Raw genomic sequence first — 25,218 nt, 5'->3', positions numbered from 1 at the left:
GGGTTACTCCTCGCCCGAGAGCAGCGCGGCATTGCCGCCGGCGGCCGCGGTGTTGATGGTCACTGTCTGCTCGGTCGCAAAGCGTGCGAGGTAATGCGGCCCGCCGGCCTTGGGACCGGTGCCCGACAGGCCGAAGCCGCCGAATGGCTGGATGCCGACCACCGCACCGATCATGTTGCGGTTGACATAGATGTTGCCGACGGCAAGCGCGTCGATCACCATCTCGACCATGTCGTCGATGCGCGAATGGATGCCGAGCGTCAGTCCGTAGCCGCTGCCGCGAATGGATTGCAGCACGGCGCCGAGCCGGTCGGCGCTGTAGCGCACCACATGCAGAATCGGTCCGAACACTTCCTCGGTCAACTTGCTTGCGTCTGTCAGCTCGAAAATATGCGGCGCGACGTAATTGCCTGGCGGGGCGGTGCCTGCAAGATGCACGCGCGCGTTTGTCTTCATCCGAGCGATATGTGCATCCAGTCGCAGCTTGGCTTCCGCATCGATCACCGGTCCGACATGGGTTGCGACATCGCGGACGTCGCCGAGCTTGAGCTCTCGCGCCGCGCCCGCGATCATCTCGATCATGCGGTCGGCGACTTCCTCCTGCACGAACAACAACCGCAGCGCCGAGCAGCGCTGGCCGGCAGAGCGGAAGGCGGACATGACGACATCATCGGCGACCTGCTCGGGCAGCGCGGTTGCGTCCGCGATCATGGCATTGATGCCGCCGGTCTCGGCAATCAGGGGTACGATCGGGCCGTCCTTGGCGGCGAGTGTCCGGTTGATGGCGCGGGCGACCTCGGTCGAGCCGGTGAAGACGACGCCTGCGATGGCAGGATGCGCCACGAGCCTTGCGCCGACCGCGCCGTCGCCAAGCACGAGGTGCAGGGCAGACAAGGGAACGCCTGCTTCGTGCAGCAGCCTGACCGCTTCCATGGCGACCAGCGGCGTCTGCTCGGCGGGCTTTGCCAGCACGCTGTTGCCGGCCATCAGCGCGGCGCTGATCTGGCCGATGAAGATCGCGAGCGGGAAATTCCAGGGCGAGATCGCGACAAAGGCCCCGCGGCCGCGCAAAACCAGCGTGTTGCTCTCGCCGGTCGGCCCGGGCATCGCCTCGGACTCGCCGAACAGCTTTCGGCCCTGGCCGGCATAATAGCGGCAGAAATCGGCGGCCTCGCGCAGCTCCGACAATGCGTCGTCAAGCGTCTTGCCGCCCTCGCGCTGCAACAGCGCTATGAAGTGCGCCGCTCGGCTTTCCAACAGGTCCGCCGCCTTCTCCAGGATGGTCGCGCGGGCATTCGCACGCGTTTCGCTCCAGCGCGCAAAGCCGGTGCGGGCGGCGATGACTGCCTGGTCCACCTGTTCGGGTGAAGCATCGACCACGGTGCCGACGACTGTTCTGAGATCGATCGGGCTGACAAGGGAGCGCGCCATCCCGCTCGCGGCCTTGCCGTCGATCAGGGACGCGGCTGTCACGGCCTTGGTCTCGGCACCGATTGCCGCCAGCAAGCCTTGCAGGGCCTCGCGCTCGCCGAATTCGATTCCGCCCGAGTTCGTTCGCTGTGGCAGCAGCAGATCGCGCGGCAACGGGATATTTGGATGCCGCGCCTTGTCGGGACTACCGATGGTGTCGGCGGGGCGCTTGAGCAGCGCGGCGATCGGGATCGCATTGTCGGCGGCGAGCGCCACGAAGGAGGAGTTGGCGCCGTTCTCGAGCAGCCGCCGGACCAGATAGGCGAGCAGGTCGCGGTGGCTGCCGACCGGTGCGTAAGTGCGGTAGGCGATATCAGGACGGTCGCCCCGCAGCCGCTCATAAAGCGCCTCGCCCATGCCGTGCAGGCGCTGGAATTCGAAATCGCTGACATCTCCGGCGAGCTCGAGCACGGTCGCAACCGTCAGCGCGTTGTGGGTGGCGAATTGCGGAAACAGGCGTGGCCGCAAGGCGAGCAATTGCCGCGCGCAGGCGACGTAGTTGATGTCGGTCATCGCCTTGCGGGTGAAGACCGGATAGCCGGCAAGCCCGCGCTCCTGCGTGCGCTTGATCTCGGTGTCCCAATAGGCGCCCTTGACCAGGCGCACCATCATCCGACGCTTGAGGCCGCGCGCCAGGGCATCGACATAATCGATCACGGCGGACGCGCGCTTCTGATAGGCCTGGATCGCGAGCCCGAAACCGTCCCAACCGGCGAGCGAGGGATCGGCAAAGGTCGCCGCGATCACGTCGAGCGACAATTCAAGCCGGTCCGCTTCCTCGGCATCAATGGTGAAATTCAGGTCGAACGCCTTGGCCTGGCGGGCCAGCTCGATCAGCTGCGGCACCAGCTCCGTCATCACGCGCTCGCGGCTTATCGCCTCGAAGCGCGGATGCAGTGCTGACAGTTTGACCGAGATACCGGGCCGGTCGGGCAGGTGGCGGTTGGGCGCGGTGCGGCCGATCGCATCGATCGCGCTCGCATAGGATCTGAAATAGCGCTCGGCATCGAGAGCGGTGCGCGCGCCTTCGCCCAGCATGTCGAAGGAGTAGCGCGCCGGTTGCGCCGAACGGGGGTGTGCCCGGGCGAGCGCCGCCTCGATGGTTTCGCCAAGCACGAAATGGCTGCCCATCAGCCGCATCGCCTGGCGCGTGGCGGCTCGCACGGCCGGCAGGCCGAGCCGTTTGGCCAGCCGCCCGATGGTGCCCTGCGGGGTTTCGCCGGGCTGGATGACGCGGGCGGACATGCCGAGGGCCCAGGCCGAGGCATTGACCAGGAATGCGCTGGACTTGGTCTCGTGATGAACGAAGTCGCCCTCACCGAGCTTGTCCTCGATGAACTGGTCGGCGGTCCGCGCATCCGGCACCCGCAGCAGGGCTTCGGCCAGCACCATCAGTGCCAGCCCCTCCTTGGTCGAGAGCGCAAACTCGCGCAGCAGGTCCTCGACGCCGCCGAGCCGGTCGTCCCTGGCCCTGACCGCCTCGATCAGGCGCGTGGCAAGGTGGTCGATGTGGTTTTCCTGCTCGGGGGAGAGGCGGGCGGTTTCAAGGAGTTTGGCGGCAAGGGCAGTGTCGTCCGGCGCATAGGCCGGGGCGAAAGGTGCAAGGGGAATGGAATCGGTCATGGGCGCCAGCAGTTTAGCGCTTTTTGTTCGATAAGTTTTCTTTACGCGAACCGGTATCCACTTCGCTCGAAAACGCTTTGACCGGCTTCAGGACGAAAAAGACTGTTTCGCGCAGGAGCGCAACCCCGCTCCCGCCGATTGTAAAGTGCTTGGAAAATAGATTTCTCCGCGCGAGGGCTCGCGCGGCGGCCGAACCTAAACCTTCAGGTTCTCGGCCGAGCTCTTGCCGCGATTGGCGATCTCTTCGTATTCGATGGTTTGTCCTTCATTGAGGGTCGTCAATCCGGCCTTTTGCACCGCCGAGATATGAACAAACACGTCCTTCCCACCGCTCGAAGGCTGGATAAATCCATAGCCCTTGGTGGGGTTGAACCACTTGACCGTACCTTTAGCCATTACTCGTCTCCACGGGATCAAAAAAATTCAAACGAACAAGCGGTCCCCGCCGACCGTTGTGTCCGGCAATGCAAGGATACGCTGGTTATTGTTTCGATGGTAGCTCAAACAACGGCGGGAATTTCACTGGAAACGTCCGATATCGCGGCACATTTGACCAATTTGCCTGTTTCTCGATCAATCTCCAGGCCGACCCGCGACGTCTTGCGCGGGTCAGTGTGCTTGTGCGGCCGGTGCTCCCGGCCAGGGCCGCCGTCGACGGCCGCGGGAGTGAGGACCCCAGCTGGCTGGGCCAAGCCTGCTCTTGAGCAAGCCTGCTCTTGCTCTTGAACGAGCCTGCTCTTCAATAGGTTGCGGCGAGATAATCGACGATGTTGCCGACATCGGCATCGTCGATCGGCGCGCCGTAGACCTTGATCATCTTGGTGACTTCGGCCTGCCAGAAATCCTTCTTCGATTTCACGTTGCGTGGCTGGGTCTCGATGTAGTCGGCAGAGTGGCAGCCGGTGCAGTTGTTCTTCACAACGTCCAGATTGGGCCCCGGCCTGAACGCCGCGGTTTCCTCCGGAAGCCTGTAGGAGATTGGCGCCGCCGTGGCCGCGACGAAGCCGAGCGCGCAGAGCGCGAGCAGAGAGAGAATGGAACGCATCATGTTCATGCTCCCTCAGGCTACCGTGACGCGCACGGTTTCGACGACATTGCGCATGTAGCCGGCCGGATTCCAGCGCGGCTCCATCGGCTGGGTTTCGCCGCCATTGCTGGTGGCGCGGACTTTCAACTCATGGCGCCCCGCCGCAAGCTTCACGGGCAGGGTCCATTCGCGGAAAGAATATTTGCCGAGGTCGTGGCCGAGCCTCGCCGATGTCCAACTCGCGCCGCCATCGATCGAGACCGCAACGTCCTTGATGCCCTTGCCGCCGTCGAAGGCGATGCCCTTCAGCGTCGTGCGTCCGGCCTTCAGCCTCGCACCGTCCGCAATGCTGGTGATGAAGGATCGAACGTTGAAACGGTTGATCGGGATGGTCGCCTTTGGCGCCGTGCCCGGCTCGACACAGGCGCAATCCGTGTTCGGGATGCGGTAGGCGCTCTTCATCCAGAAGCCGTCGAACTCGTTGTCGATGACCGTGATCTCGTTGAGATGCTTGACCCAATAGGTGCCGTAATAGCCGGGCACGATCAGTCGCAACGGGAAGCCGTTGAGCACCGGCAGGTCGTCGCCGTTCATGCCGTAGGCCAGCATCACCTCGCCGTCGCGGGCATGATCGATGTCGAGCGCCTTGACGAAATCCGGTGTCTTGTCGCTGACGGGTCCGTCCATCCCGTTCAGCGTGATCTGCTTCGCGCCCTGCTGGACGCCCGCCATGTCGAGCACCGCCTTCAGCGGCACACCGTGCCAGCGCGCATTGCCCATGGCGCCATTGGCGAGTTGTCCGCCCGCAACCCGTGGCTCGAAGAAGCCGCGGCTGTTGCCGGAGCATTGATTGACGGCGACGAGGTCAACGGCCTTCAGTTTCCTGATCTCCTTGAGCGAAAGATTGAGCGGCTTGTCGACCTTGCCCTTGACTTGTAGGGTGAATTTGTCGGGATCGATATCGAGCGGCACGTCGGCGAGGTGGTAGCGCACGAAGAAGGCGTTGTTGGGCGTGATCGGACCGTCGTTGAAAATCGAGAACGGCGTCTCGAGCTGAGGCGGGCGGCTGGTCAGGCCGATCATCGGCCGCTTCTGCGGATATTTCACCAGCGGCCGTTCGCCATTGGCTAAGGGCAGGGTGACCGTGTCGAGCGCGAAGGCGCTTGCCGGGCCAAGACCGGTGGCAATCGCGGCCATGCCGGCGCGTTTGATCAGTTCTCGTCTGTCGAGCATTTTATTTCGCTTCCTCCGAAGCAATTTGATTTGACGTCACCGGTCATCACCGGCGCGCCATGTTTCGCGTTGGGGAGCCCGCAAGTCAATTCATGCTTTGGCACGATCGGGTGCGGTGCGCTGCAGCGTGGTTGATTGAATGCGCTCAGGCGGCGACCACCTCCCGCGGCTCGGCCAACGCAGCCAACACCTTCGCGTCCGCCACGACACGCACCATCATCGGCTCGTCGCGGCCGCGGATCGTTACCTCCCGCCGCGGGGGATCGTCGGATGCGATCTGCGCCGATGCGCAAACCTCCTCGGAGACGATCACCTCGCAGGCGAGGATCTTGGTCATGTCCTGCAGGCGCGCCGCGACATTGACCGCGTCGCCCAGCGCGGTGAACACCATGTGGTCGCGATAGCCGATGTCTCCGACGATGACCTCGCCGCCATGGATGCCGATGCCGAAGCGGATCGGCTCGCGCAGATCGTGCGACAGGAACTCGTTGAGCTCGGCGACATTGGTCGCGATCATGCCGGCGGCGCGCAGCGCGCCATGGCAAGCGTCTTCCGCCGCGCTCGCGAGCCCGAACAGCGCCAGCATGCCGTCGCCGACGAACTGGTTTGGCTGTCCGCCGCAACTGATCACGGCCTGCGAGACGGCCGCGAGGAAGCGGTTGACGATGAAGACGGTGTCGAAGGGCAGCCGCTTCTCGGCGAGCTGGGTCGAGCCGCGCATGTCCACGAACAGGCTGACGAGATAGCGCTCCTGGCCGATCCGTGCAGGTTGGCTGGCATGGGCACTGGCCGAGGCCGTGCTCGGCGTGAACAGCTGGAAGAAGGAGAGATCGCCGGTCGGGCGCAGCTGGCAGGCGAGCCGGATCGACGGGTCGCCGCTGCCGACGCGGTTGAGCACGAAGGCTTCGCGCTGCGAGGGCTCCGGCAACGCGCTGTGATCGCCGATCACGCGGATGCGGCAGGTCGAGCAGCGGGCGCGGCCGCCGCAGACGCTCGCATGCGGCACGTTGTGGCGCAGGCTCGCTTCCAGCACGCTCAAGCCCTTGGGCACGCGCACCGTCTTGCCGTTGCCGTAGGACAAATTGATCATGCCGCCGCGCCGCTCGTGCAATTCGCGCAGGCCCCGCGCCAGCAGCGCCGCGCCGAGCAGGCCGAGATAGAACATAAGCGAATAATCGATGATCCGATCCAGCGTCTCCTGCTGGGCCTGCGTGCCGATCTGCCGCTCGGACAGGTTGAGCGTGTGCCATTCGGTGTCGCGGCTTGCAGCGATCACCTCGCGTCCGCCCTGGTAGAGGCCGAGCAGCGCCAGCGTCGGCACCAGCACCGCCACCGCCAGCAGGTACGGCGCGGCGCGCCGATAGAACGCCTTCAGGCGCAGCCAGAAATGCAGGCCGATGCAACCATGAACCCAGGCCACGAGCAGCACGATCGAGATCTGCAGCGCGCGCTCGGGCCGGGCGACCCAGAAGGCGTAGAGCTCCTGCGGATAGAGCTTCTCATGGTCGAACAGGGTCTGGCCCAGCCGCACGCCGATGATGTGGAACATGACCAGCAGCGGAATGCTTAAGCCCAGCGCGAGCTGCAAGGGCTCGATCGCCCGCCAGCGGAATTCACGGCGCTGGTAGAGGGCCCAGATGCCGAGTCCGGTGTGCGTGAAAGCCGCGGCATAGAAGATGATGGCGACGGGCAGGAACTGCCAGAAGGCGGTGTGATAGACGACGCCGATCTGCATCGCCCCGACCGAGATGTTGCCGAGCGCGTGATTGAGGAAATGGCTGGTCACATAGCCGAACAGCACCAGTCCGCACACGAGCCTGACCTGCCGCACGCTGATGCTGCGCAGCAGCTCCTGGGCTCTTTCGCGGTCGAGGATGGTCATGTGATCCACCGAATGATGACCCGGATTTGACGGGGTTTATTCCCGCCAGTGAATACCGTTCGATGGGTCATTACGGCAAGTTGACGGACGGATAATTCGGTGCGGCAAAAGGCTGTCCGGCACGTTGACACCTCCGCCTCCGTCGTGGAAAAGCGCGCAGTGACAACGATCCTGCCCGAATTCGCCCGCGCCAAAGCGGATCATTCCGCCCGCCGGCCCCTCATCCTCGCCATCATCGTGATCGCCGCGATGACGGCGTTGCGCATCGCCTATGCCTCTCTGATCGATTTGCGCACCGACGAGGCCTATTACTGGACCTGGTCGAAGGAGAACGTGCTGTGTTTCCTCGATCATCCGCCGATGCTCTCATGGTTCATCCGGCTGGGAACGACGATCTTCGGCGATACGCTGTTCGGGGTCAGGTTCGCCGGCATCCTCGGGATGCTGGTGACGCAGTGTCTCCTCGCCGATATCGCAAGGCGGGTGACGCGCGATGTCCGCGTCGTCGTGCTCGCCCTGCTGCTGCCGGAGGCCGCGGTCTATTACGGGCTGTTGACGGCGAAGGTTGCGCCGGACGTTGCGGTGATCCCGTTTTCGGTGGCCATGATGTGGTCGCTGGTGCGGCTCGCCGAAAGCGGCAACCCGCGGTGGTGGCTGGCCGCGGGGCTGTTCGGCGGCCTGTCGCTGTTGTCGAAATTCACGGTAGTGATGTTCGTGCCCGCGGTCATCGCCTTTATGCTGGTGCCGGACTGGCGCATGCGCTGGCTGAAGAGCCCGTATCCATATGCGGCCGCGCTGATTGCGCTCATCGTGTTCTCGCCCGTGCTGATCTGGAACGCGCAGCATGACTGGGCCTCGTTCCGCTTCCAGCTGGTGCGGGCGACCGCGACCCACGAGATCTCACTGCGCACCGTCGGCGACTATATCGGACTGCAATTCGGGCTGGTCGGCTTCGTGGTGCTGCCGGTCGTGCTGTCCGGCCTGATCCTGACCGCGCGGCGCGGCTATCTCGGCCGCGAGCCGGTGGCGATCCTGCTTTCGACTGCGGTGCTCGTTCCCTTCCTCTATTTCCTCTGGAAATCGCTGTCGCTTCGGGTCGGCGATACCTGGCCGATGTTCATGTGGCCGCTCGGTTTCGCCGCGGCCGCGATCAACGTGGCGATGTTGCCGCGCGAGCGCTGGCCGGCCTGGATGATCAGGTCGACCGTCTGGTGGGCGAAGACGGCGGTGGTGTCGGGCATCATCACGGTTGCGCTGGTGTTTCTCTATTCGGTGGCGAGCCCGTGGAATTTCTTCGGCAACGCCGATCCGATCGGCGGCGAGGCCGGCTATGAGCAGGTCGCGGCACGCGTACAGGCGCAACTCGCCAAGACCGGTGCAACCTGGATCGCGACCACGGACTACCGCACCTATGCGATGATGCGCTGGTATTTCAGGGATACGAACACGCCGGTGGTCCAGATCAACGAGCGCGGCCGCTTCCTGGGTTTTGCCGATCCGGGCATGGACAAGATCAAGGGGCACACTGGTCTCTATGTTGCGCGCGAGCCCGATAACCACTCGGCGCTCTGGAGCGTCATTCCAGCCAGGCGCGAGCCGCTGGAGCGCGTGAACCGCGTCTGGCGCGGCGGCGTGATGGATACCTATTCACTGGAAAAGCTCGAGGGATGGACCCCCGAGCTCAACCCGCCGGCGGATTCGCCCTTGTTTCAGTGGCGCGTGCTGGCGGGGGATGTTGGGCTGCGCGAGGCGGCTTGACCTAACGCGGAGCCAGCCGTCCCACGGCGGCTTTGCCGTCCCGGCTACAGCGATCCATCCAAATTCGGTGGCTCAACGGCTCTACCCATCCGCAACTAAATGGATAGCGGGCGGACCGCGCTCACGCCTCATCCTCACGCTTGCGCAGGAGATCCTTGGCGAGGTCGGCCAGCGCCGGCTGAGGCAGCGCGGTGAACGGCAACGGCCGAGTGACTTCGATCGCCGCAAGTCCGAGACGCGCGGTGAGCAGCCCGTTGAGCACGCCTTCGCCAAGCCGCTGCGAGAGCTTTGCCGCGATGCCATGGCCGAGCATCTGCTGCACCAGGCTGTCGCTGGCGGCCAGCCCCCCGGTGATCGCAAGATGCGCGATGACGTGGCGCAGCAGGCGGATCAAGCCGAGCGCGCCGGGCCGCCCGCCATAGAGCCGCGCCAATTGCCGGATCAGCCGCAGCGAGGCCACGAACACGAACAGCACGTCGACGACCGCACGCGGGCTGACGGCTGTGACGATCGACACGCGCTGCGCAGCCTGCGACACAAGGCGGCGTGCCTCGGCATCCAGCGGTGCCATCAATTCGCGCTCGGCCAGGCGGATCATGTCGGCGCCGTCGATGATGTCGTCGACATGGCCCTGCAGCGTCAGCCGCGCGCGGGCCAGCTGCGGGTTCTGATGAGCGATCTTCACGAGCTCGGCCACGATGCTGCGGCTCTCCGTGCGGTCATCGCTGAGGAGCACGCTTGCGGCTCGCGCGTGCAGCTTTTCGATGGTCGCAAGCCGCATCAGCCCGAGCACCTCGCGCGCCGTGACGACGCCGAGCCCAAGTGCTGCGGCGAATGCAAAAGCAAGACCGAGAATGCCGAGGCTTTCGCTGCGCGTGAACAGATTTTCGATCAGCTGGGTAACGCCAAGGCCGAGGCCGAGCAACACGAGCCCCGCGATTCCGCCCCAGAACACCGCGCCCCAGCGGAAGCCGCGCCGTGCCAGGACAGGCGTCTCGACCGGTACCGGCAGCTGCGCCGGGTCCGCCTCGGGCGTGATCTGAATTGTGCCACGAAGCGTCCGCGACGCATCCTCGGCATCGATCACGACCACGCCAGGGTCGTCGAGTCGGAAAGTTTGGGGCTTGCGAGGTGGGGGGCGCTCGCTCATTGCAGCCGGTCTCCGATCAGGAACTGCAGCGCCCGGTCAAGGCGGATGTGAGGCAGAGCAGGTGCGTTGTTGCCGTCATGCTCCAGCGGGGGCGGACGAAAGCGCAGGAAGCGGAAATCGGTCGCTTCGGCCGCGGCGCTGGACAGCCCGCGGAATGCGCCTTCGCCGTTGAACAGCACCTCGGGGTCGGCCGGCAGGTCGCCGGGAAAGGTGGCGACCTCCGTGTTGCCGTCAAAGGTCTCGCCGCCGTCGGTTTCGCCCGGCAGCGGCGTGCCGAGGATGGAGGGCAACTTGTCGCGGCCGCGCGCGACCATGGCTTCGCGGGTGGCGCGCACCGCGGCCAGCGCGACGACGTCGATCAAGGCGCCGGTGTTTTCCGCTTTCGCCACAGCCCCTCCGACCGCGCGCCGAAGAATCGCTTCCAGCCGGTCGTGGCTCGCATGATGCAAGTGATCGGCCTTGGTGGCGGCGAACAGGATGCGGTCGATCCGTGGCCGGAACAGCGTGCTCAGGATCGTGGAGCGGCCGACGCGGAAGCAGTCGAGGATGCCGGCGAGCGCCGCCTCGAGATCATGCAGCGCTTCGGGCCCGGAATTGAACGCGGAGAGCGCATCGACCAGCACGATCTGGCGGTCGAGCCTGGCAAAATGGTCGCGGAAGAAGGGCCGCACCACGACGTCCTTGTAGGCCTCGTAGCGGCGCACCATCATGGCCCAGAGCGAACCTTCCGGCGCGCTTTCGCCAATGGGTACATCGAGCGGCGCGAAGGTCAGTGCCGGCGAGCCCGCGAGATTGCCCGGCATCAGGAAGCGGCCGGGCGGCAGCAGGCTCATGGCAAAGCGCTCGTCGCGGCAGGCACGTAAATAGTCGGTGAAGAGCTTTGCCGCGGCCAGCGTCGCCTGCTCGTCTTCCTTCCCCCGCGGATCGAGCGTCGCAAGCTGCGCGTGCCAGCTGGCTGCGAGCGGCGCCCGCGGTTTCTCGCGCGACAACGCCAGGCTCTCCTGCGCCCATTGCTCAAAATTCTTGCTGAGCAGTGGCAAATCCAGCAGCCACTCGCCGGGGTAGTCCACAATATCCAGCGTCAAGGTCCGGTCTGCGCTATTTTGCCGCTGGTAGTCGATGACAAGCCGCAGTTCGCTGATGTCGACCGTGGAGTTGGGCCAATGCCGTTCCTCGATCAGTGTGCGCAAATGGCTCTCATAGGCAAAGCGCGGCACCGCGTCGTCCGGCTGCGGCGCCAGTTGGGCGCGGGCGATCCGGCCCGAGGCATAGGCCTCGAATACCGGAAAACGCCCGCCGCGCGTGAGCCCGTGGATCAGCGCGGTGATGAACACCGTCTTGCCGGCGCGCGACAGGCCGGTGACGCCGAGGCGGACCGTGGGGTTGAAAAAATATTCGCCATAGTCGAGCAGCGCCCGCGCCGAGAGGCGCGCTTCCTCGACGATTTCAGAAAGGCTGAAGGCCATCAGGTCTTTGGAAAATTGAGGTGGAACTGGCGGGCGTCGCCAGCAAAGGTGGCCATTGCATGGCCGAAATCAAGCTTCACATTTTGGTCGGGGTGTTGCGGTTATGAGGTTTGAACCCTTCATTGACTATGCCGGACCCATAATGGCGGCAGATGCAGAGGATTCCCGGACTTAAGCCATGACCATCTTCAAGTTGAAGCAGCTGGCCTCGACCTCCGTCCACGCGGCTGTGGGCGTTGTCGGCTGGGATTATGACCGCGCGGAACTGATCGCGGACGGCATCGTTCATGCCACCGGCATCATCTTCGGGCTGGTCGCTGCCACGACGCTGGTGGTGCTCACCGCCGTCTATGCTACGCCGCTCGACATTCTGGGCGTCTCGATCTATGTCGCGGGGCTCCTCACCATGCTGGTGCTGTCGGCGACCTATAATCTCTGGCCGGTGTCGCGCGCCAAATGGATGCTGCGGCGCTTCGACCATTCGGCGATCTATGTGCTGATTGCAGCCACCTACACGCCGTTCATCATGGAGCTGCCGGCAACCTTCTTCTCGGTGGCGCTCCTGGTCGGCGTCTGGTGCGTTGCGATATTTGGCATTGTGCTGAAACTCGGATGGCCCGGCCGCTTTGACCGTTTGTCGGTCGGGCTCTATCTGGCCTTGGGCTGGAGCGGCGTCATGCTCTATGATTGCGTCGTCGAGGCACTGCCGAGTATTGCGCTGTGGTTCGTGCTTGCGGGGGGCGCGCTCTATAGCTTTGGCGTGATCTTTCACGCCTGGCGAAGGTTGCGCTTCCAGAACGCGATCTGGCATGGTTTCGTACTGCTGGGTGCGGCCTGCCACTACACCGCAGTGCTCGACCTGGTTCTGAACTGACGATTTTGACTACGGGAGTGCGCGCGATGCAGGTGACCGGCAAAGTCGTGGTTGTCACCGGCGGCGGCAACGGGATCGGCAAGGCACTGTGCGAGGTCTTCCATGGCGCCGGTGCTGCCAGGGTCATCGTCGCCGATCTCGACGTGCACAGCGCTCGCGACGTGGCCGGCCCCATCAACGGCGCGGCCTTCAAATGCGACGTCGCGCAAGAAAAGAACGTGCTGCACGTCATCGATGAGACCGAGCGGCAGTTCGGCCCGATCGCGCTGTTCTGCTCCAATGCCGGCATCGGCGGCGGCTTCGATCCGATGTCGGTGAATGCCGGCGGCACCTCCGACGAGCCGTTTGCCCGGAGCTGGGCGATCCATGTGATGGCCCATGTCTATGCCGCGCGGCATCTGATCCCGCGTTACAAGGCCCGCGGCGGCGGCTATTTCCTCAACACGATTTCGGCCGCCGGTCTGTTGTCGCAAGTCGGCAGTCCCGCTTACTCCGCTACCAAGCATGCGGCGGTGGGCTTTGCCGAAAATCTCGCGATCTCCCACCGCGCCGACGGCATCAAGGTCTCGATCCTCTGCCCGCAGGGCGTCGATACCAACATGCTGCGCTCAATTCCAAAGGGCCCGCAATCCGGCGATGGCGACCTCTCACCGGAGCAGGTCGCGCGCGACGCGCTCGCCGGTATCGAGCAGGAGACATTCCTGATCCTGCCGCACCCGCAGGTGCTCGGCTATATGCGCAAGAAGACCGAGAATTACGACCGCTGGATCGGCGGTATGGCCAAGATCCAGGCCAAGATGCGGGAAGAGTTCGGGAAGTAGCACTCTGGGGCATCTCGCTTTATCAGGAATGCGGAAGCTTCCATCGGGAGAACCGGCGCACCGGCCTGAAGCTTCGAATGCAGGTTGATTTTGCCGTTTGTCGACGAGGGGAACTGGGCCGCATGGATATGCTGGTGAAGCTGTATGACCTGCCGGCTTCCGATGACACGATGAGCCGCCTGGCCGCTGATGGAATATCAATCCGCCGCGCCTTGCCTCCCGAGAAACACAAGGTTCTCGACTGGGTACGAGGCCATTTCAGCGAAGCATGGGCCAGCGAAACCGACGTGGCCTTTGCACGTCAGCCCGTATCTTGCTTCATTGCCATCCAGCACAAGCGTTTGCTTGGCTTTGCATGCCATGACGCGACATGCCGGAACTTTTTCGGCCCGACCGGCGTCGACCCGAATGCACGAGGCAAGGGAATTGGCGCGGCGCTGCTGCTCGCCTGTCTCGAAGCCATGCGACAGCAGGGCTTTGGCTACGCCATCATCGGCGGCGTGGGCCCCGCCGAGTTCTACGCAAAGTCCGTTGGTGCTGTCGCGATCGAGGGGTCGCAGCCGGGCATCTATCGCGGACTTCTTTGACCGCTTCGCTGAACTGAATCTCAGTCGGGCAGTCCTGCGAGGTGCAAGCCTTCCAGCACGCGTTTCATCTGGCTGTTGAATGCGGCCGTTCCGACCATCGGCCCGAAATTGTTCAGCGACGTGTTCGGCCACACCTTCAAGTAATGGTCCAGCGCGTCACGTGCCTCCTGCTCGCGACCGACCAAGGCGTATGCCGAAGCCAGGTAGGCTGCCGTGTGTCCGGCATTGGGCGCCTCGAGCGCCGCGCGCGACAACCGCTCAAGTGCGTCCTGATCCTGCCCTCGCATGAGATAGACAAGCCCCATTCCCTGATTCCAGGTCCAGCGCATCCGCGAATCCGGTGCCAGGCGGTCGGCCTCGCGGAATTCGGCCAGAGCTTCATCGAGCCGACCCAGCATGAGCTTGTTGTATCCGATCTCCTTGTGAGGAAATGGGTGGTTTGGAAACCTCTGGGCGACTTCGCTGCATAGTTTGATGGCGGCCTCGAACTGCCGCATCGCGCGAAGGATGTGACATTGGGCGCCGTGCACAACCATGCTGTCTGGGGCAATACGGATGGCGTCCTGCAGCGCAAGATCGGCGGTATGAAGGTCGGCGACAACATCATCCGACCAATGATTCAGCACGCCGGTCACGATTGCAGAGGTCAGGCGGGCAAGAGCCGTGGCGTTGTGAGGGTCGAGGTCAACCGCCCATTGCTGGAGCGCGCGGACGGATTCATAGTCCTCGCGTGAAACCATGTTGATCTGTTCGGAGATGTGCGTGAGCTTCGCCGCGGTCTGGATATTCGCTCTGGTGCGTTCCGATTGCGCGGACCGCGCGAGATAGCTCCACGTCAATACGCCGACACATGCCAGGCTGACTGCCGCAAAGACGCCCACAGTTAATCGCGGGAAAAAACGGCGCGGCGGTTTGGAAGGGGAAGCCATCAGTTGTGGCAACGTCCCCGAACGGCCCTCAGGCGCTTGCCAGTCCGACTGCCTGTCGGTCTCGTCCAGTTTCCTGGTCTCGACGGCGCGGCTTTCCGGTGCGCCAGAAGGCGGCTCCTCCGCCGCCTGCCGTTCCTCGCGGACGTCGCCGACGAAGCGGATACCCCGGCGCGGCAGGGTTTTGATCAGGCGTTGCCGGGTTCCGCTGTCGCCGATGGCACTTCGTACGGCATTGATGCGCGTGCTCAGCGCCGATTCGGATACAAGGCGCCCGGCCCAAATCGACTCGATCAACTCGTCCCGGCTGACCACGCGCTCTCGGTGACGGATGAGATACTGAAGCAAGTCGAAGGCTTGCGGTTCGATGGCAACCGAGCTCGAGCCATGGCGCAGCTCGCACCTGTCGGTGTCCAGCAGGTAATCATCAAAAACATAAAGCAAATCTATGCTCCCGTCGCTTGGAACGGTCAGCTCGGACGGCGCTTGAGTAGCTTCGCAAAATGAAAATCAAGGGCTTCGTAAGCACAAAATAAGGAGTCCTGAAGGCGCCCGAGGCCGCTTCCGGGCATGCTCGGCGGTGCTGATTCATTGGGGCGAACGTGCCGCCTGCGCGCGCCGCCCGCTAGTCGATTTAAGAGCTGACCTGCTCCCGATTCTGGAGGTTCCGATGGCTACGCTCGCTCGTGCAATTTCCCGCGTGACCGGAGCTCCGGTTGATATTGAGTCTCTCGAAGGGATCCTCGTCTTTTCCGGTCTCGGTTTAGTCATCTCGTTATTCGCCATTGAAGCCTATGGCCTCGATTTAAGCACCGGATTTTTCTGATCGGATCGGGACGTTGGTTTGAGGCTGGCGCTATCGATCGTTACGGCGCAGCGGTCTCGCTTCCGCCCTGCTTTATGAAGCCATGGGTTCCCTTGACGTCGACTCTACCGGAAAGGGAGCCATCCAAGATGTCGTAGGATGCCCGCATTATCCGCCGGTGGCTTCGCACGACAATGTGACCGCAAGCATGATGCTTGAGCCGCTCGAATCGCAAAAACGCGTGTTGTCAATCGCGCAAAGGATACAACCAGAACGCGATTCTGATCGGTATTCGCTGCCTCGGGATTGTGACTAAATTGTAAGATGGGATAAGCTTTCACATTCAAAATCGATAAATGTGTAGTTGTCCTACAAATGTGGCTGACATCACTCAGAGGCTCAACGCGAACGGCAACTATCGAATGCAATGTTAAGGAAGCCATTTCATTCGTAACGGGGTGGGGGTTGCCGTTATCCGAACGGAAAACACCCATGAAGCGTCATTCAGAAGAAGAAATCGGAACCAAGCTACGCCACGCGCAGCAGTTGATGGCACGCGGTCAGACGCAAGCCGAGGCCTGCAAAGAGCTCGGCGTAAGTGTGATGACTTATCATCGTTGGCGTAAGCTCTATCGTGCAAAGCATGATCATGATCCGGTGGGGATCGAGACAAACGTTCTTGTCGGCGGATCGGCCAGTCAGAGCGACATCGCGGATGAAAAGGGGATCAACGACGTGCGGGCCGAGAACGAGCGGCTGCGGCGAATCGTGATGGACTTGCTGCTCGAGAAGGCGAAAGCCGAAGAGCACATGACGGGCGCCTTTCACGGCAAGAGCTTCGGGCGAATCTAAAGCGCGATGAGATTTGGTTGAAGCGTCATCGCGCTTTAGCTCTTTGATCGAGCATGATCTTTTCGGAAAACCGCTACACACTTTTCCGGATCATGCTTTAGCTCGCCGATCCCGTCAGATCTCGAGCCGCCGGGGCTACCGGCATGGATCGCCGTGGCTCGCCGGGCGTGGCGAGGGCAGCAGAGCCTTACGTCCGTGCCTCACGTCCGTCCTCGCTGCGCGTAGAGCAGCGGCACGGCAGAATCCACGATCACCTCAACCAGGCTGGCGCCGTCATGCGCCAGCGCGTGCTTCAGCGCCGGCGCCAGTTCGGCCGCTTTACTCACGCGCACTGCGTGGCAGCCCTGGCCTTCGGCGATCTTGACGAAATCGATGCCGGGCAGGTCGAGGCCGGGGACGTTCCGCACCTGCATCACCTGGCTGAACGAGCGCATCGCGCCGTAGCCCGCATTATTGATCACAACCACGGTCAGCGGCAGCTTGCGCTGCGCGGCGGTCCACAGCGCCTGGATCGAGTACATCGCCGAGCCGTCGCCGATCAGGCAGACGGTGCGCCGGTCGGGCCAGCCGAGTGCCATGCCGACCGAGGCGGGCAGGCTGAAGCCCAACCCGCCGCTTGCCATGGTGTAAAAACTGTCCGCGCCGGGCATTGGCATGAACTGGTGCATGATCGGGCGGTGTGAGGGCACTTCCTCGACAAGTGCGGCTTTCTCGCCCATTGCGGTGGAGATCGTGTGCAGCAGGAATGCAACGGGGATTGGATCGGCGGCCGCAGGCGGCGGCGGCAATTGGCGACCCGCAGGCGTCGCGCGCTTGGTCTCGCCGAGCAGCTCGAGCAGCATAGCGAGCGCGGGCTTCGTGGTGGCCACGATGCTGTTGCCGACCGGTGTTACCGCGGCGGCATCAGGATCGTCGGTGATCTGGAACAGCGTGGTCGCGCCGTCGAAGATCGAGGCGTGGCCCTCGACATGGAAGGTGAAGACCGGTGCGCCGATCACGACCACGAGGTCGTAGCTACGTAGCGTTTCCGACAGTTGACCGGGGGAAGCGGGCAGGAAACCCGAAAACTGCGGATGGCGTTCGGGAAAGGAGCAGCGCGCCGAGAACGGGCTGACCCAGACCGACGCTTTTGCCTTCTCCGCCACCCGCACCATCAGCTCGACGGCCGCGGCGCGATCGACAGCAGGACCGACGACGAAAGCCGGACGCTCGCTTTTTTCCAGCGCCGCGGCGAGGGTACGCATGGCTTCCGGCGCGGGCCCGAGCTCGCGGCTCACCTGGCGTGCCTGCAGCGGTTGCGCCTGATGCGTCCAGTCGTCGATCGGAATCGAGACGAAGGTCGGCCCGCAGGGTGGCTGCATCGCCATATGATAGGCCCGCGCGATCGCGGCCGGAACATCCTCGGCGCGGGCCGGCTCGACGCTGAATTTGACATAAGGCCGCGGAAATTCCGACGCGCGCTCGGCATAGAGGAAGGCCTGCAGCGGCAGGATCGAGCGCGCCTGCTGGCCCGCTGTGATCACGAGCGGGGTCTGGTTGCGATGGGCAGTATAGATGTTGCCAAGTGCATTGCCGACGCCGGCCGCCGAATGCAGGTTGACGAAGCCGGCATTGCGCGTCGCCTGGGCATAGCCGTCAGCCATACCGACGGCGGAGGCTTCCTGCAGCGCGAGCACATAATCGATGTCGTCGGGCCAGTCGCTGAGGAACGGCAATTCGGTCGAGCCGGGGTTGCCGAAGACTTTTTTGATGCCGAAGCTGCGCAAGAGCTCGAGAGTGGCCTGCTTGACGGTGAGGGAGGTGGCGTTTTTCGGGGGCATCGCTTCTTTATCCTCCGGGGGACGTCATTCCGGGGCGGTCCTCAGGACCGAACCCGGAATCTCGAGATTCCGGGTTCGATGCTTCGCATCGCCCCGGAATGACGAAGGCCACACTACCACACCGCCGTCCCCTTCATCGTGGGCTGGCCCGCATCATTCGCGGTCCACAGCTCCATGCTCGCGCCCTTGTCGTTGGCGTTGATGGAGAACTCGCCGCCCTCGAACAGCGGCTGCACGCCGCGATAGGTGAATGTCTTCGGCGGCTTGCCGCCGCGCAGCTTTGCCGCCATCTCGACTATGAACGCCGCCTGCAGCGGGCCATGGAAGATCAGCCCGGGATAGCCCTCCACCTTGGTGACATAATCGCGGTCGTAGTGGATGCGGTGGCCATTGAAGGTCAGCGCCGAATAGCGGAACAGCAGCACCGGATCGGAGACGTGAGTCTCGCGATGCTGTGCCGCCGGCGGCGGAGGCGTGGGCTTGGCCGGCGCCGCGGCCGGTGTGCCACCCATTTCGCGATAGACAATGTCCTGGCGCTCGCGGATGGCAACGCCGCGCGAAGAGGTGACGGTGTGTTCGACGGAGACGAAGCAGAGCTGCCCAGTCGAGCCGGTCTTCATCGTCACATCCGATATCCGCGATGTGCGCGTCGACTCATCGCCGACGCGCAAGGCGTCGAGAAATTCGATCTCGCCGCCGGCCCACATGCGCCGCGGCAGCGGCACCGGCGGCAGGAAGCCGCCGCGGGTCGGATGGCCGTCGGGGCCGAGCATCGCCATCGGAAACACCGGCTGCGCCAGGCACCAATGTGCCGTGAAGGGCGCGGCATCGCCGGTCTTCGGCTCGCCGACCTCCTGAAACAGCGTCGCGCGCAGACCTTTCACGAGCTGCGCGGTGACGATGTCGGTGGCTTCCTGGGTGCGGCCGATCCATTGCCGCAAATGATCGAGGTCGAGCTTTTCGGTCATGACGATTTGGCCCGTGCGGGAGCTTTTGAAGTCGCCTTGCTTTCGCCGATCGCGGGCACCGCGCCGTAGTGCCGCGCCTCGCCGACAAAGATCGCGGCTGGCGCCGGATAGGCCACGACGCCGTTCGGCGTCTCGACCTCGATGCGGCGCAAATGCGGGTGCACGGTGAGGTCGGCCATGGTGTTGACCTCGGCAAAGGCGATATCGGAATCCGCCAGGCGCTTGAGCAACTGGTCGCGCGTGAGCGTCGCAAAGATGTCGCCGACGGTCTTGTCGGTGAGGACGCGGTTGCGCACACGCTCGACCATATTGGCAAAGCGCGGATCGTTCGGCAGCTCGGGCTTGTCCAGCACTTCGGCGCAGAGCTTCTTCCACTCGCGCTCGCTCTGGATCGAGATGAGAATTTCCTTGCCGTCGCTGGAACGGAACACGCCGTAAGGCGCGATCGAGGGATGGGCGAGGCCCATGCGCTTGGGCGGATTGCCGGCCTCCGAGTTGAGCAGAGGCACCGTGAGCCAGTCGGCCATCACGTCGAACATCGAAATCCTGATGTCGGCGCCTTGTCCGGTGCGGCCGCGCCCGATCAGGGCTTCGAGGATCGATGCATGCGCGGTGGCGCCGGTCGCGATATCGACGATCGAGAGCCCGACGCGCGACGCGCTCTCCGGACCGCCGGTGATGGAGGCAAGCCCGCTCTCGGCCTGGATCAGGAGATCGTAGGCCTTGCGATGCGCATAAGGCCCGGTGTCGCCATAGCCGGTAATGGTGCAGCAGATCAGCTTCGGATAGTCCTTGCGCAGCCGCTCCAGCGAAAAGCCGAGCTTGTCCATCGCGCCCGGCTTCAAATTCTGCAGCAGCACATCGGCGCTCGCGATCAGCGCCTCGAGCTCGGCGCGTCCTTCCTTGGTCGCGAGATCGACCACCGCCGACTCCTTGCCGCGGTTGAGCCAGACGAAATAGCTGCTCTGGCCCTTGGCGGCGGCGTCATAGCCGCGGGCAAAATCGCCCTCGGGGCGCTCGATCTTGATCACTTCAGCGCCGGCGTCGGCGAGACGCGAGGAGCAGAAAGGGGCGGCGACCGCCTGTTCGACTGATATGACCTTGATTCCCTCAAGCGGCAGCATGGTCGTGCCTCAATAGGAGCGGGGCATGCCGAGCACATGCTCGGCGACATAGGACAGGATCAGGTTGGTGGAGATCGGCGCCACCTGGTAGAGCCGGGTCTCGCGGAATTTGCGCTCGACGTCGTATTCCTCGGCAAAGCCGAAGCCGCCATGGGTCTGGATGCAGGCGTTGGCCGCTTCCCAGGAGGCGTCGGCCGCGAGCATCTTGGCCATGTTGGCCTCGGCGCCGCAATCGAGCCCGGCCTCATATTTGCGCGTGGCTTCCTTCACCATCAATTCCGCCGCGCGCATCGAGGCGTAGGCCTTCGCAATCGGGAACTGGATGCCTTGGTTTTGGCCGATCGGACGGCCGAACACCGCGCGCTCCTTGGCGTAATTGGTCGCCTTCGCGATGAACCATTTGGCGTCGCCGATGCATTCGGCCGCGATGAGGATGCGCTCGGCATTCATGCCGGAAAGGATGTAGCGAAAACCCTTGCCTTCCTCGCCGATCAAATTCTCCGCGGGCACCCGCATGTCAGTGAAGAACACTTCCGTGGTGGAGTGGTTCATCATGGTGCGGATCGGACGGATCGAGAGCCCGGCCTTCTTTGCCTCCCGCATGTCGACGATGAACACTGAGAGCCCGTCGGTGCGTTTCCTCGCCTGCTCCTTCGGCGTGGTGCGCGCGAGCAGGATCATCAGGTCGGAATATTCGGCGCGGCTGGTCCAGATCTTCTGGCCGTTGACGATATAGCTGTCATTGCCTTCGCGCCGTGCAAACGTCTTCAGCGAGGAGGTGTCGGTGCCGCTGGTCGGCTCGGTGACGCCGAAGGCCTGCAAGCGCAGTTCGCCGCTCGCGATCTTCGGCAACCATTTTGCCTTCTGCTCGGCATTGCCGTGCCGCAGCACCGTGCCCATGGTGTACATCTGGGCGTGGCAGCCGCCGCCATTGCAGCCCGCGCGCTGGACCTCCTCCAGGATCGCCGCGGCCGCGGACAGCTTCAGACCCGCGCCGCCATATTCCTCGGGGATCAGCACCGAGAGATAGCCAGCCTGCGTCAGCGCATCGACAAAGGCCGACGGGTAGGCCATCTCGCGATCGAGCTTGCGCCAATATTCGCCGGGATATTGCGCGCAAAGCTTTGCCACCGCATCGCGGATCTCGGCGTGTTCGTCCTGTTCGTGTGCTTGTTCCTGGATCATTTTGATCGATGGCGACGGGCTTTTGATTTGAGAAACCGCCGCGAGCTCCCTATGCTGAATTGTTATAGCCTATGAAGTAGCATTCCAAGATTGGCAAGTATGGATTTCCGCCAGCTCAAGACCTTCAGTTGCGTGGCCGAGCTCGGCAGCCTCTCCAAGGCTTCCGACACCTTGCGGATAGCGCAGCCTGCGCTCAGCCGCCAGATCAAGCTTCTGGAGCATGAGCTGCGCGCAGAGCTGTTCACCCGGAACGGCAGGGGCATGGTGCTGACCGAGGCCGGCAGGCTGCTGCTCGCGCGCACCTCCGGTATCGTCCGCCAGATCGACCAGATCCGCGACGATATCCAATCCCATGCGGGCGCGCCGAGCGGACGGGTGGTGCTGGGTCTGGTTCCGACCGTGAGCTGCGTGCTCTCGGCGCGGCTGGCGCGCCGGACGGTGGAAAGCTACCCCGGAATTTCCTTGTGCATCGTCGAAAGCTACAGCGGCCACCTGATCGAATGGCTGCACCGTGGCGAGATGGACCTGGCCGTGATCTACGGTCCGTCCGCCGATCTGCACCTCTCGGTGCAAAATCTCGGGCGGGATGCGGTGGTGGCAGTCGGCCGGCGTGGCTCGGGGCTCTCGCGCAAGAAGCGGGTCGAGATGGACTGGCTGTTGCGCCAGAAGCTGGTGCTGCCCAGTCATTCCCACGGCCTTCGGACGCTGATCGAACACGCGGCGGCGCAGAAGAAGGTCAAGCTCGATATCCAGGTGGAAGCGGATTCGTTCCGAGTGCTCACGAGCCTCGTCGAGGAAGGGCTCGGCTTTGCACTGTTGCCGCCTTCCTCGGTGCGCGACGAGGTCCAAGCCGGCAAGCTCGAGATCGCGTCCATTGCCAAGGACGGCCCGATGCGCGAGTTGATCATCGCGTCTCCAATCGACCATCCCGGCTCCGCCGCGATCGCCGCCGTCACCGCGCTGTTGCGCAACGAGACGGCCGCCTGTCGCAATGAAGGAACGTGGGACATCAAGCTCGCCTGAATCAGGTCACCGCAAACCCAAGATGCTCACGAAAACGGTTCTTCAGGAACACGCCGTCACGCGGCGGCAAGGCACGCGGGACATGGTCGGAGCTGATGTGGATGCGCGCAAAATGCGGGCCGTCGAAATTCCGCATCTTGCGGCGGAACGCTGCGATGCTTTCGAGATCGCCGATCTCCGTGACCGAGTGGAAGCCGGCGCCGCCCGCGATCACCTCTAGCCGGGCACCCAGGCCGGAATGGCTCTGCTGCATACCGGTCTCGCCGAAATGGCCGTTGTCGAGCACGACGATCGAGAGATTGCCGGGCTTCTTGGCGGCCACGGTCAGGAGGCTGCCGAGCCCCATCAGCTGCTCGCCATCCCCGGTGACGACCGCGACAGGCCGCTTCGGCTGCGCCAATGCCAGCCCGAGGCCGACCATGGCGGCGCCGCCCATGGCGCCCCAGAGATAGAAATTGCCTGCGTTCTCGCCGGCGTCGAACAAGTCATAGGACGATGAGCCGAGGCCGCTGATCACAAGCAGATCGCCGCGGTCGGCAAGCAGCATCTTCACCGCCTCGCGGCGATCGAGCGAACCGAAATTCTTTTGCATCACTTCGTCTCCGTCCACTTCTTGCGGCCGATCATGCGTTGCGAGATCAGGACCGCGATCTGCTGATCGCTATCGAAGGCGAGCGACGCCGCGGCGGAGGCGAGCTCGGCTGCGTCATCAGGCTTCTCGAGCCGGAACACCGTGACGCCCATGATTTCCAGCGCCTGTTGCGTCGCCTTGCCCATGGGGATCTGCCAGGGATTGAACTCGGCCCATTCGCCGCGCATGGTCACGAAGGTGAGGAAGGGCAGGCGGCAGCTTGCGAGCAGCGATAGCATGTTGATGCAATTGCCGACGCCGCTCGACTGCATCAACAGCACCGCGCGGTCGCCTCCGAGCCAGGCGCCGGCGGCCAGTGCGACGCCTTCCTCCTCGGTGGTCAGCACCGTGGTCTTGATGTCGCGATCGGCGTGCGACAGCTGGATCAGGCGGGAATGGCCGGCGTCGGGCACGTAGCAAAGCTGCGAGACGCCGGCCGTTTTCAGTGAATGATAGATGTCGAGCGGCCAGTCGCGGCTGGTCACGTCGTCTGCTGTCGAAACTGCCATCGTCTCCTCGGGACTCTCGGTCGTGTATGCCCCAAGGCTTTAGGCGAAAAGGCGGCGCATTGCCCTTCTTATCTGGTTCAGGCTGCCATGCCGGAATTTTATAGGGGCGGTGCCCTCGCGAGGGACCCTGACACCTTACCCGGATCGCATCCATCGATGCGATCCGACCGCTCCCGATTGGAGAGACGAAGAAGGTGCTCCGCCTCAGCCGGGAATGCGCACCGGCAGATATTCGATGCCGCGCACGAAGCTGGAATAGAGCCGCCTCGGCTCGCCGACCACCTCGATACGCTCGAAGCGCTTTAGGATCTCTTCCCAGACGATGCGCAGCTGCAGCTCGGCGAGCCGCATGCCGACGCAGCGGTGGATGCCGAAGCCGAACGACAGATGCGTGCGCGGCCGCGGCCGGTCGATGATGAATTCGTCAGGACGGTCGATCGCGTCCTCGTCGCGGTTGCCCGAGACGTACCACATCACGACGCGGTCGCCCTTCCTGATTGTCTTGCCGCCGAGCTCGGTGTCTTCCAGCGCGGTGCGCCGCATATGGGCGAGCGGCGTCTGCCAGCGGATCACCTCCGGTACCATGGAATCGATCAGCTTGGGATTGGCACGCAGCTTGTCGTACTCGCCCGGATTCTCGTTCAGCGCGAGCACCGAGCCGCTCATGGTGTTGCGGGTGGTATCGTTGCCACCGACGACGAGCAGGATGATGTTGCCCATCAGATTGTCCGGGTCCATGTGCCGCGTGGCCTCGCTGTGGGCCATCATCGACAGGAGATCGTTGCGCGGCTCGCTATTGATGCGCTCATTCCACAGACGCGCGAAATATTCGCGACACTCGTCCATTTCCCGGCGGCGCTGCTCCCGCGACTCCACGATGCCGCTCTTGGGCAGCGCGGTCGACACGTCCGACCAGCGGGTCAGCTTGCGCCGTTCCTCGAAAGGGAAATCGAACAGCGTCGCCAGCATCTGCGTGGTGAGCTCAATCGAGACCTTCTCGACGAAATTGAAGGTCTCGTTGCGCGGCAGGCTGTCCAGCACCTTGGCCGAGCGCTGGCGGATCAGGACCGCAAGCTCGTCGAGATGCGTCGGCGTGAACATCGGCGACACCGTCTTGCGTTGCTCGGCGTGCCTGGGCTGGTCCATCGCGATGAAGCTCGGCCAGTCATAGCCGGGCGGGTTGTCCTTGATCGAAATGCCGCCAAGCCTTGCATCGGAGGAGAAGATGCCATGATTGGTGTCGACGTGCATGATGTCGTTGTATTTCACCACGGACCAATAGGGCTCGATCGGCGCATTGGTGCAGTAATGCACCGGCTCCTCCTTGCGCAGTCGCTCGAACCACGGCCACAGCGTGTCGTCACGGAACAGTCGCGGAGCGCCGGGATGGAAATCCTTCAGCGGTGTGGCATAGGCCTCTCGCCGCGCGAGGCGCAGGCGCTCGGCCATATCGGCCTTGACGGGAGCCTGGACGTTCATTCTCG

Annotated in this window: 22 protein-coding genes; 7 read left to right on the top strand and 15 right to left on the bottom strand. The window is 63.8% G+C overall.

The genetic code is table 11. From position 1 onward, the window contains the following. Window positions 1-3: 3 nt before the first annotated feature. From putA to A3AI_RS0125595, 5 genes are all read right to left on the bottom strand, one after another. The gene (putA, locus tag A3AI_RS0125615) at window positions 4-3,093 is read right to left on the bottom strand and encodes a bifunctional proline dehydrogenase/L-glutamate gamma-semialdehyde dehydrogenase PutA (protein ID WP_024518330.1); all 3,090 of its coding nucleotides are present in this window, start codon (window positions 3,091-3,093) and stop codon (window positions 4-6) included. A 195-nt stretch (window positions 3,094-3,288) separates the two neighbouring features. Next, window positions 3,289-3,489 (bottom strand): cold-shock protein, encoded by a 201-nt coding sequence (locus A3AI_RS0125610; RefSeq protein WP_024518329.1) that lies wholly within the window; start codon window positions 3,487-3,489, stop codon window positions 3,289-3,291. A 343-nt stretch (window positions 3,490-3,832) separates the two neighbouring features. Beyond that, complete coding sequence (gene sorB, locus A3AI_RS0125605; protein ID WP_024518328.1) at window positions 3,833-4,141, bottom strand: SorB family sulfite dehydrogenase c-type cytochrome subunit; 309 nt, start codon at window positions 4,139-4,141, stop codon at window positions 3,833-3,835. Window positions 4,142-4,153: 12 nt separating this feature from the next. Next, a complete protein-coding gene (gene sorA, locus A3AI_RS0125600) occupies window positions 4,154-5,353 on the bottom strand; it encodes a SorA family sulfite dehydrogenase catalytic subunit (RefSeq protein ID WP_024518327.1) in 1,200 nt (399 codons plus the stop codon). Window positions 5,354-5,498: 145 nt separating this feature from the next. After that, on the bottom strand, window positions 5,499-7,235 hold the full coding sequence (locus A3AI_RS0125595; RefSeq protein ID WP_024518326.1) for an adenylate/guanylate cyclase domain-containing protein: 1,737 nt from the start codon (window positions 7,233-7,235) through the stop codon (window positions 5,499-5,501). Window positions 7,236-7,484: 249 nt separating this feature from the next. Between A3AI_RS0125595 and A3AI_RS0125590 the strand changes: the two genes are divergently transcribed. After that, window positions 7,485-8,993 (top strand): glycosyltransferase family 39 protein, encoded by a 1,509-nt coding sequence (locus A3AI_RS0125590; protein WP_051382496.1) that lies wholly within the window; start codon window positions 7,485-7,487, stop codon window positions 8,991-8,993. A 121-nt stretch (window positions 8,994-9,114) separates the two neighbouring features. Here the strand turns inward: A3AI_RS0125590 and A3AI_RS0125585 are convergent, their stop codons facing one another. Then, on the bottom strand, window positions 9,115-10,143 hold the full coding sequence (locus A3AI_RS0125585; protein WP_024518324.1) for a YcjF family protein: 1,029 nt from the start codon (window positions 10,141-10,143) through the stop codon (window positions 9,115-9,117). Next, the gene (locus A3AI_RS0125580) at window positions 10,140-11,609 is read right to left on the bottom strand and encodes a YcjX family GTP-binding protein (RefSeq protein ID WP_024518323.1); all 1,470 of its coding nucleotides are present in this window, start codon (window positions 11,607-11,609) and stop codon (window positions 10,140-10,142) included. Before A3AI_RS0125580 ends, A3AI_RS0125585 begins: the two co-directional genes overlap by 4 nt. A 178-nt stretch (window positions 11,610-11,787) precedes the next feature. Between A3AI_RS0125580 and trhA the strand changes: the two genes are divergently transcribed. The 3 genes from trhA to A3AI_RS0125565 all read left to right on the top strand — a co-directional run bounded on the left by trhA (window position 11,788) and on the right by A3AI_RS0125565 (window position 13,891). Then, on the top strand, window positions 11,788-12,483 hold the full coding sequence (gene trhA / locus A3AI_RS0125575) for a PAQR family membrane homeostasis protein TrhA (protein WP_024518322.1): 696 nt from the start codon (window positions 11,788-11,790) through the stop codon (window positions 12,481-12,483). A 26-nt stretch (window positions 12,484-12,509) separates the two neighbouring features. Next, window positions 12,510-13,304, top strand: coding sequence for an SDR family oxidoreductase (locus A3AI_RS0125570; RefSeq protein WP_024518321.1), 795 nt, complete (start codon window positions 12,510-12,512; stop codon window positions 13,302-13,304). A gap of 122 nt (window positions 13,305-13,426) precedes the next feature. Then, window positions 13,427-13,891: a GNAT family N-acetyltransferase gene (locus A3AI_RS0125565; protein ID WP_024518320.1), complete on the top strand. Its 465-nt coding sequence runs from the start codon at window positions 13,427-13,429 to the stop codon at window positions 13,889-13,891. 20 nt (window positions 13,892-13,911) lie between these two features. Here the strand turns inward: A3AI_RS0125565 and A3AI_RS0125560 are convergent, their stop codons facing one another. Continuing rightward, complete coding sequence (locus A3AI_RS0125560) at window positions 13,912-15,261, bottom strand: winged helix-turn-helix domain-containing protein (RefSeq protein ID WP_024518319.1); 1,350 nt, start codon at window positions 15,259-15,261, stop codon at window positions 13,912-13,914. Window positions 15,262-15,487: 226 nt separating this feature from the next. On the opposite strand from A3AI_RS0125560, the gene A3AI_RS48845 reads away from it, so the two are divergent. After that, window positions 15,488-15,643: a hypothetical protein gene (locus A3AI_RS48845; RefSeq protein WP_198030207.1), complete on the top strand. Its 156-nt coding sequence runs from the start codon at window positions 15,488-15,490 to the stop codon at window positions 15,641-15,643. Window positions 15,644-16,087: 444 nt separating this feature from the next. Continuing rightward, complete coding sequence (locus tag A3AI_RS0125550) at window positions 16,088-16,474, top strand: helix-turn-helix domain-containing protein (RefSeq protein ID WP_245286951.1); 387 nt, start codon at window positions 16,088-16,090, stop codon at window positions 16,472-16,474. 200 nt (window positions 16,475-16,674) lie between these two features. Here the strand turns inward: A3AI_RS0125550 and mdlC are convergent, their stop codons facing one another. The 4 genes from mdlC to A3AI_RS0125530 form a co-directional block, all read right to left on the bottom strand. Continuing rightward, the gene (gene mdlC, locus A3AI_RS0125545; protein WP_024518317.1) at window positions 16,675-18,294 is read right to left on the bottom strand and encodes a benzoylformate decarboxylase; all 1,620 of its coding nucleotides are present in this window, start codon (window positions 18,292-18,294) and stop codon (window positions 16,675-16,677) included. Window positions 18,295-18,407: 113 nt separating this feature from the next. Then, on the bottom strand, window positions 18,408-19,262 hold the full coding sequence (locus tag A3AI_RS0125540) for an HTD2 family dehydratase (RefSeq protein ID WP_024518316.1): 855 nt from the start codon (window positions 19,260-19,262) through the stop codon (window positions 18,408-18,410). Beyond that, the gene (locus A3AI_RS0125535) at window positions 19,259-20,386 is read right to left on the bottom strand and encodes a CaiB/BaiF CoA transferase family protein (RefSeq protein ID WP_024518315.1); all 1,128 of its coding nucleotides are present in this window, start codon (window positions 20,384-20,386) and stop codon (window positions 19,259-19,261) included. The genes A3AI_RS0125540 and A3AI_RS0125535 overlap by 4 nt, the downstream gene beginning before the upstream one ends. Window positions 20,387-20,395: 9 nt before the next feature. Next, window positions 20,396-21,571 (bottom strand): acyl-CoA dehydrogenase family protein, encoded by a 1,176-nt coding sequence (locus tag A3AI_RS0125530; protein WP_036049560.1) that lies wholly within the window; start codon window positions 21,569-21,571, stop codon window positions 20,396-20,398. Between the two features lie 99 nt (window positions 21,572-21,670). Here A3AI_RS0125530 and A3AI_RS0125525 point away from each other — a divergent pair, with 99 nt between their 5' ends. Continuing rightward, window positions 21,671-22,594, top strand: a complete 924-nt coding sequence (locus A3AI_RS0125525) for a LysR family transcriptional regulator (protein WP_024518313.1) — start codon at window positions 21,671-21,673, stop codon at window positions 22,592-22,594. 1 nt (window position 22,595) lies between these two features. Here the strand turns inward: A3AI_RS0125525 and A3AI_RS0125520 are convergent, their stop codons facing one another. From A3AI_RS0125520 to A3AI_RS0125510, 3 genes are all read right to left on the bottom strand, one after another. Continuing rightward, window positions 22,596-23,186, bottom strand: coding sequence for a thiamine pyrophosphate-dependent enzyme (locus A3AI_RS0125520; protein WP_036049557.1), 591 nt, complete (start codon window positions 23,184-23,186; stop codon window positions 22,596-22,598). Then, the gene (locus A3AI_RS0125515) at window positions 23,186-23,734 is read right to left on the bottom strand and encodes a thiamine pyrophosphate-binding protein (protein ID WP_024518311.1); all 549 of its coding nucleotides are present in this window, start codon (window positions 23,732-23,734) and stop codon (window positions 23,186-23,188) included. Before A3AI_RS0125515 ends, A3AI_RS0125520 begins: the two co-directional genes overlap by 1 nt. 204 nt (window positions 23,735-23,938) lie before the next feature. Next, window positions 23,939-25,213, bottom strand: a complete 1,275-nt coding sequence (locus tag A3AI_RS0125510) for a cytochrome P450 (protein WP_024518310.1) — start codon at window positions 25,211-25,213, stop codon at window positions 23,939-23,941. Window positions 25,214-25,218: the final 5 nt, after the last annotated feature.

Source organism: Bradyrhizobium sp. Tv2a-2 (assembly GCF_000472425.1).
Taxonomy (GTDB): Bacteria; Pseudomonadota; Alphaproteobacteria; order Rhizobiales; family Xanthobacteraceae; genus Bradyrhizobium.
The sequence above is the reverse complement of the archived record's forward strand: the minus strand, read 5'-3'. Positions and strand labels throughout refer to the sequence as shown.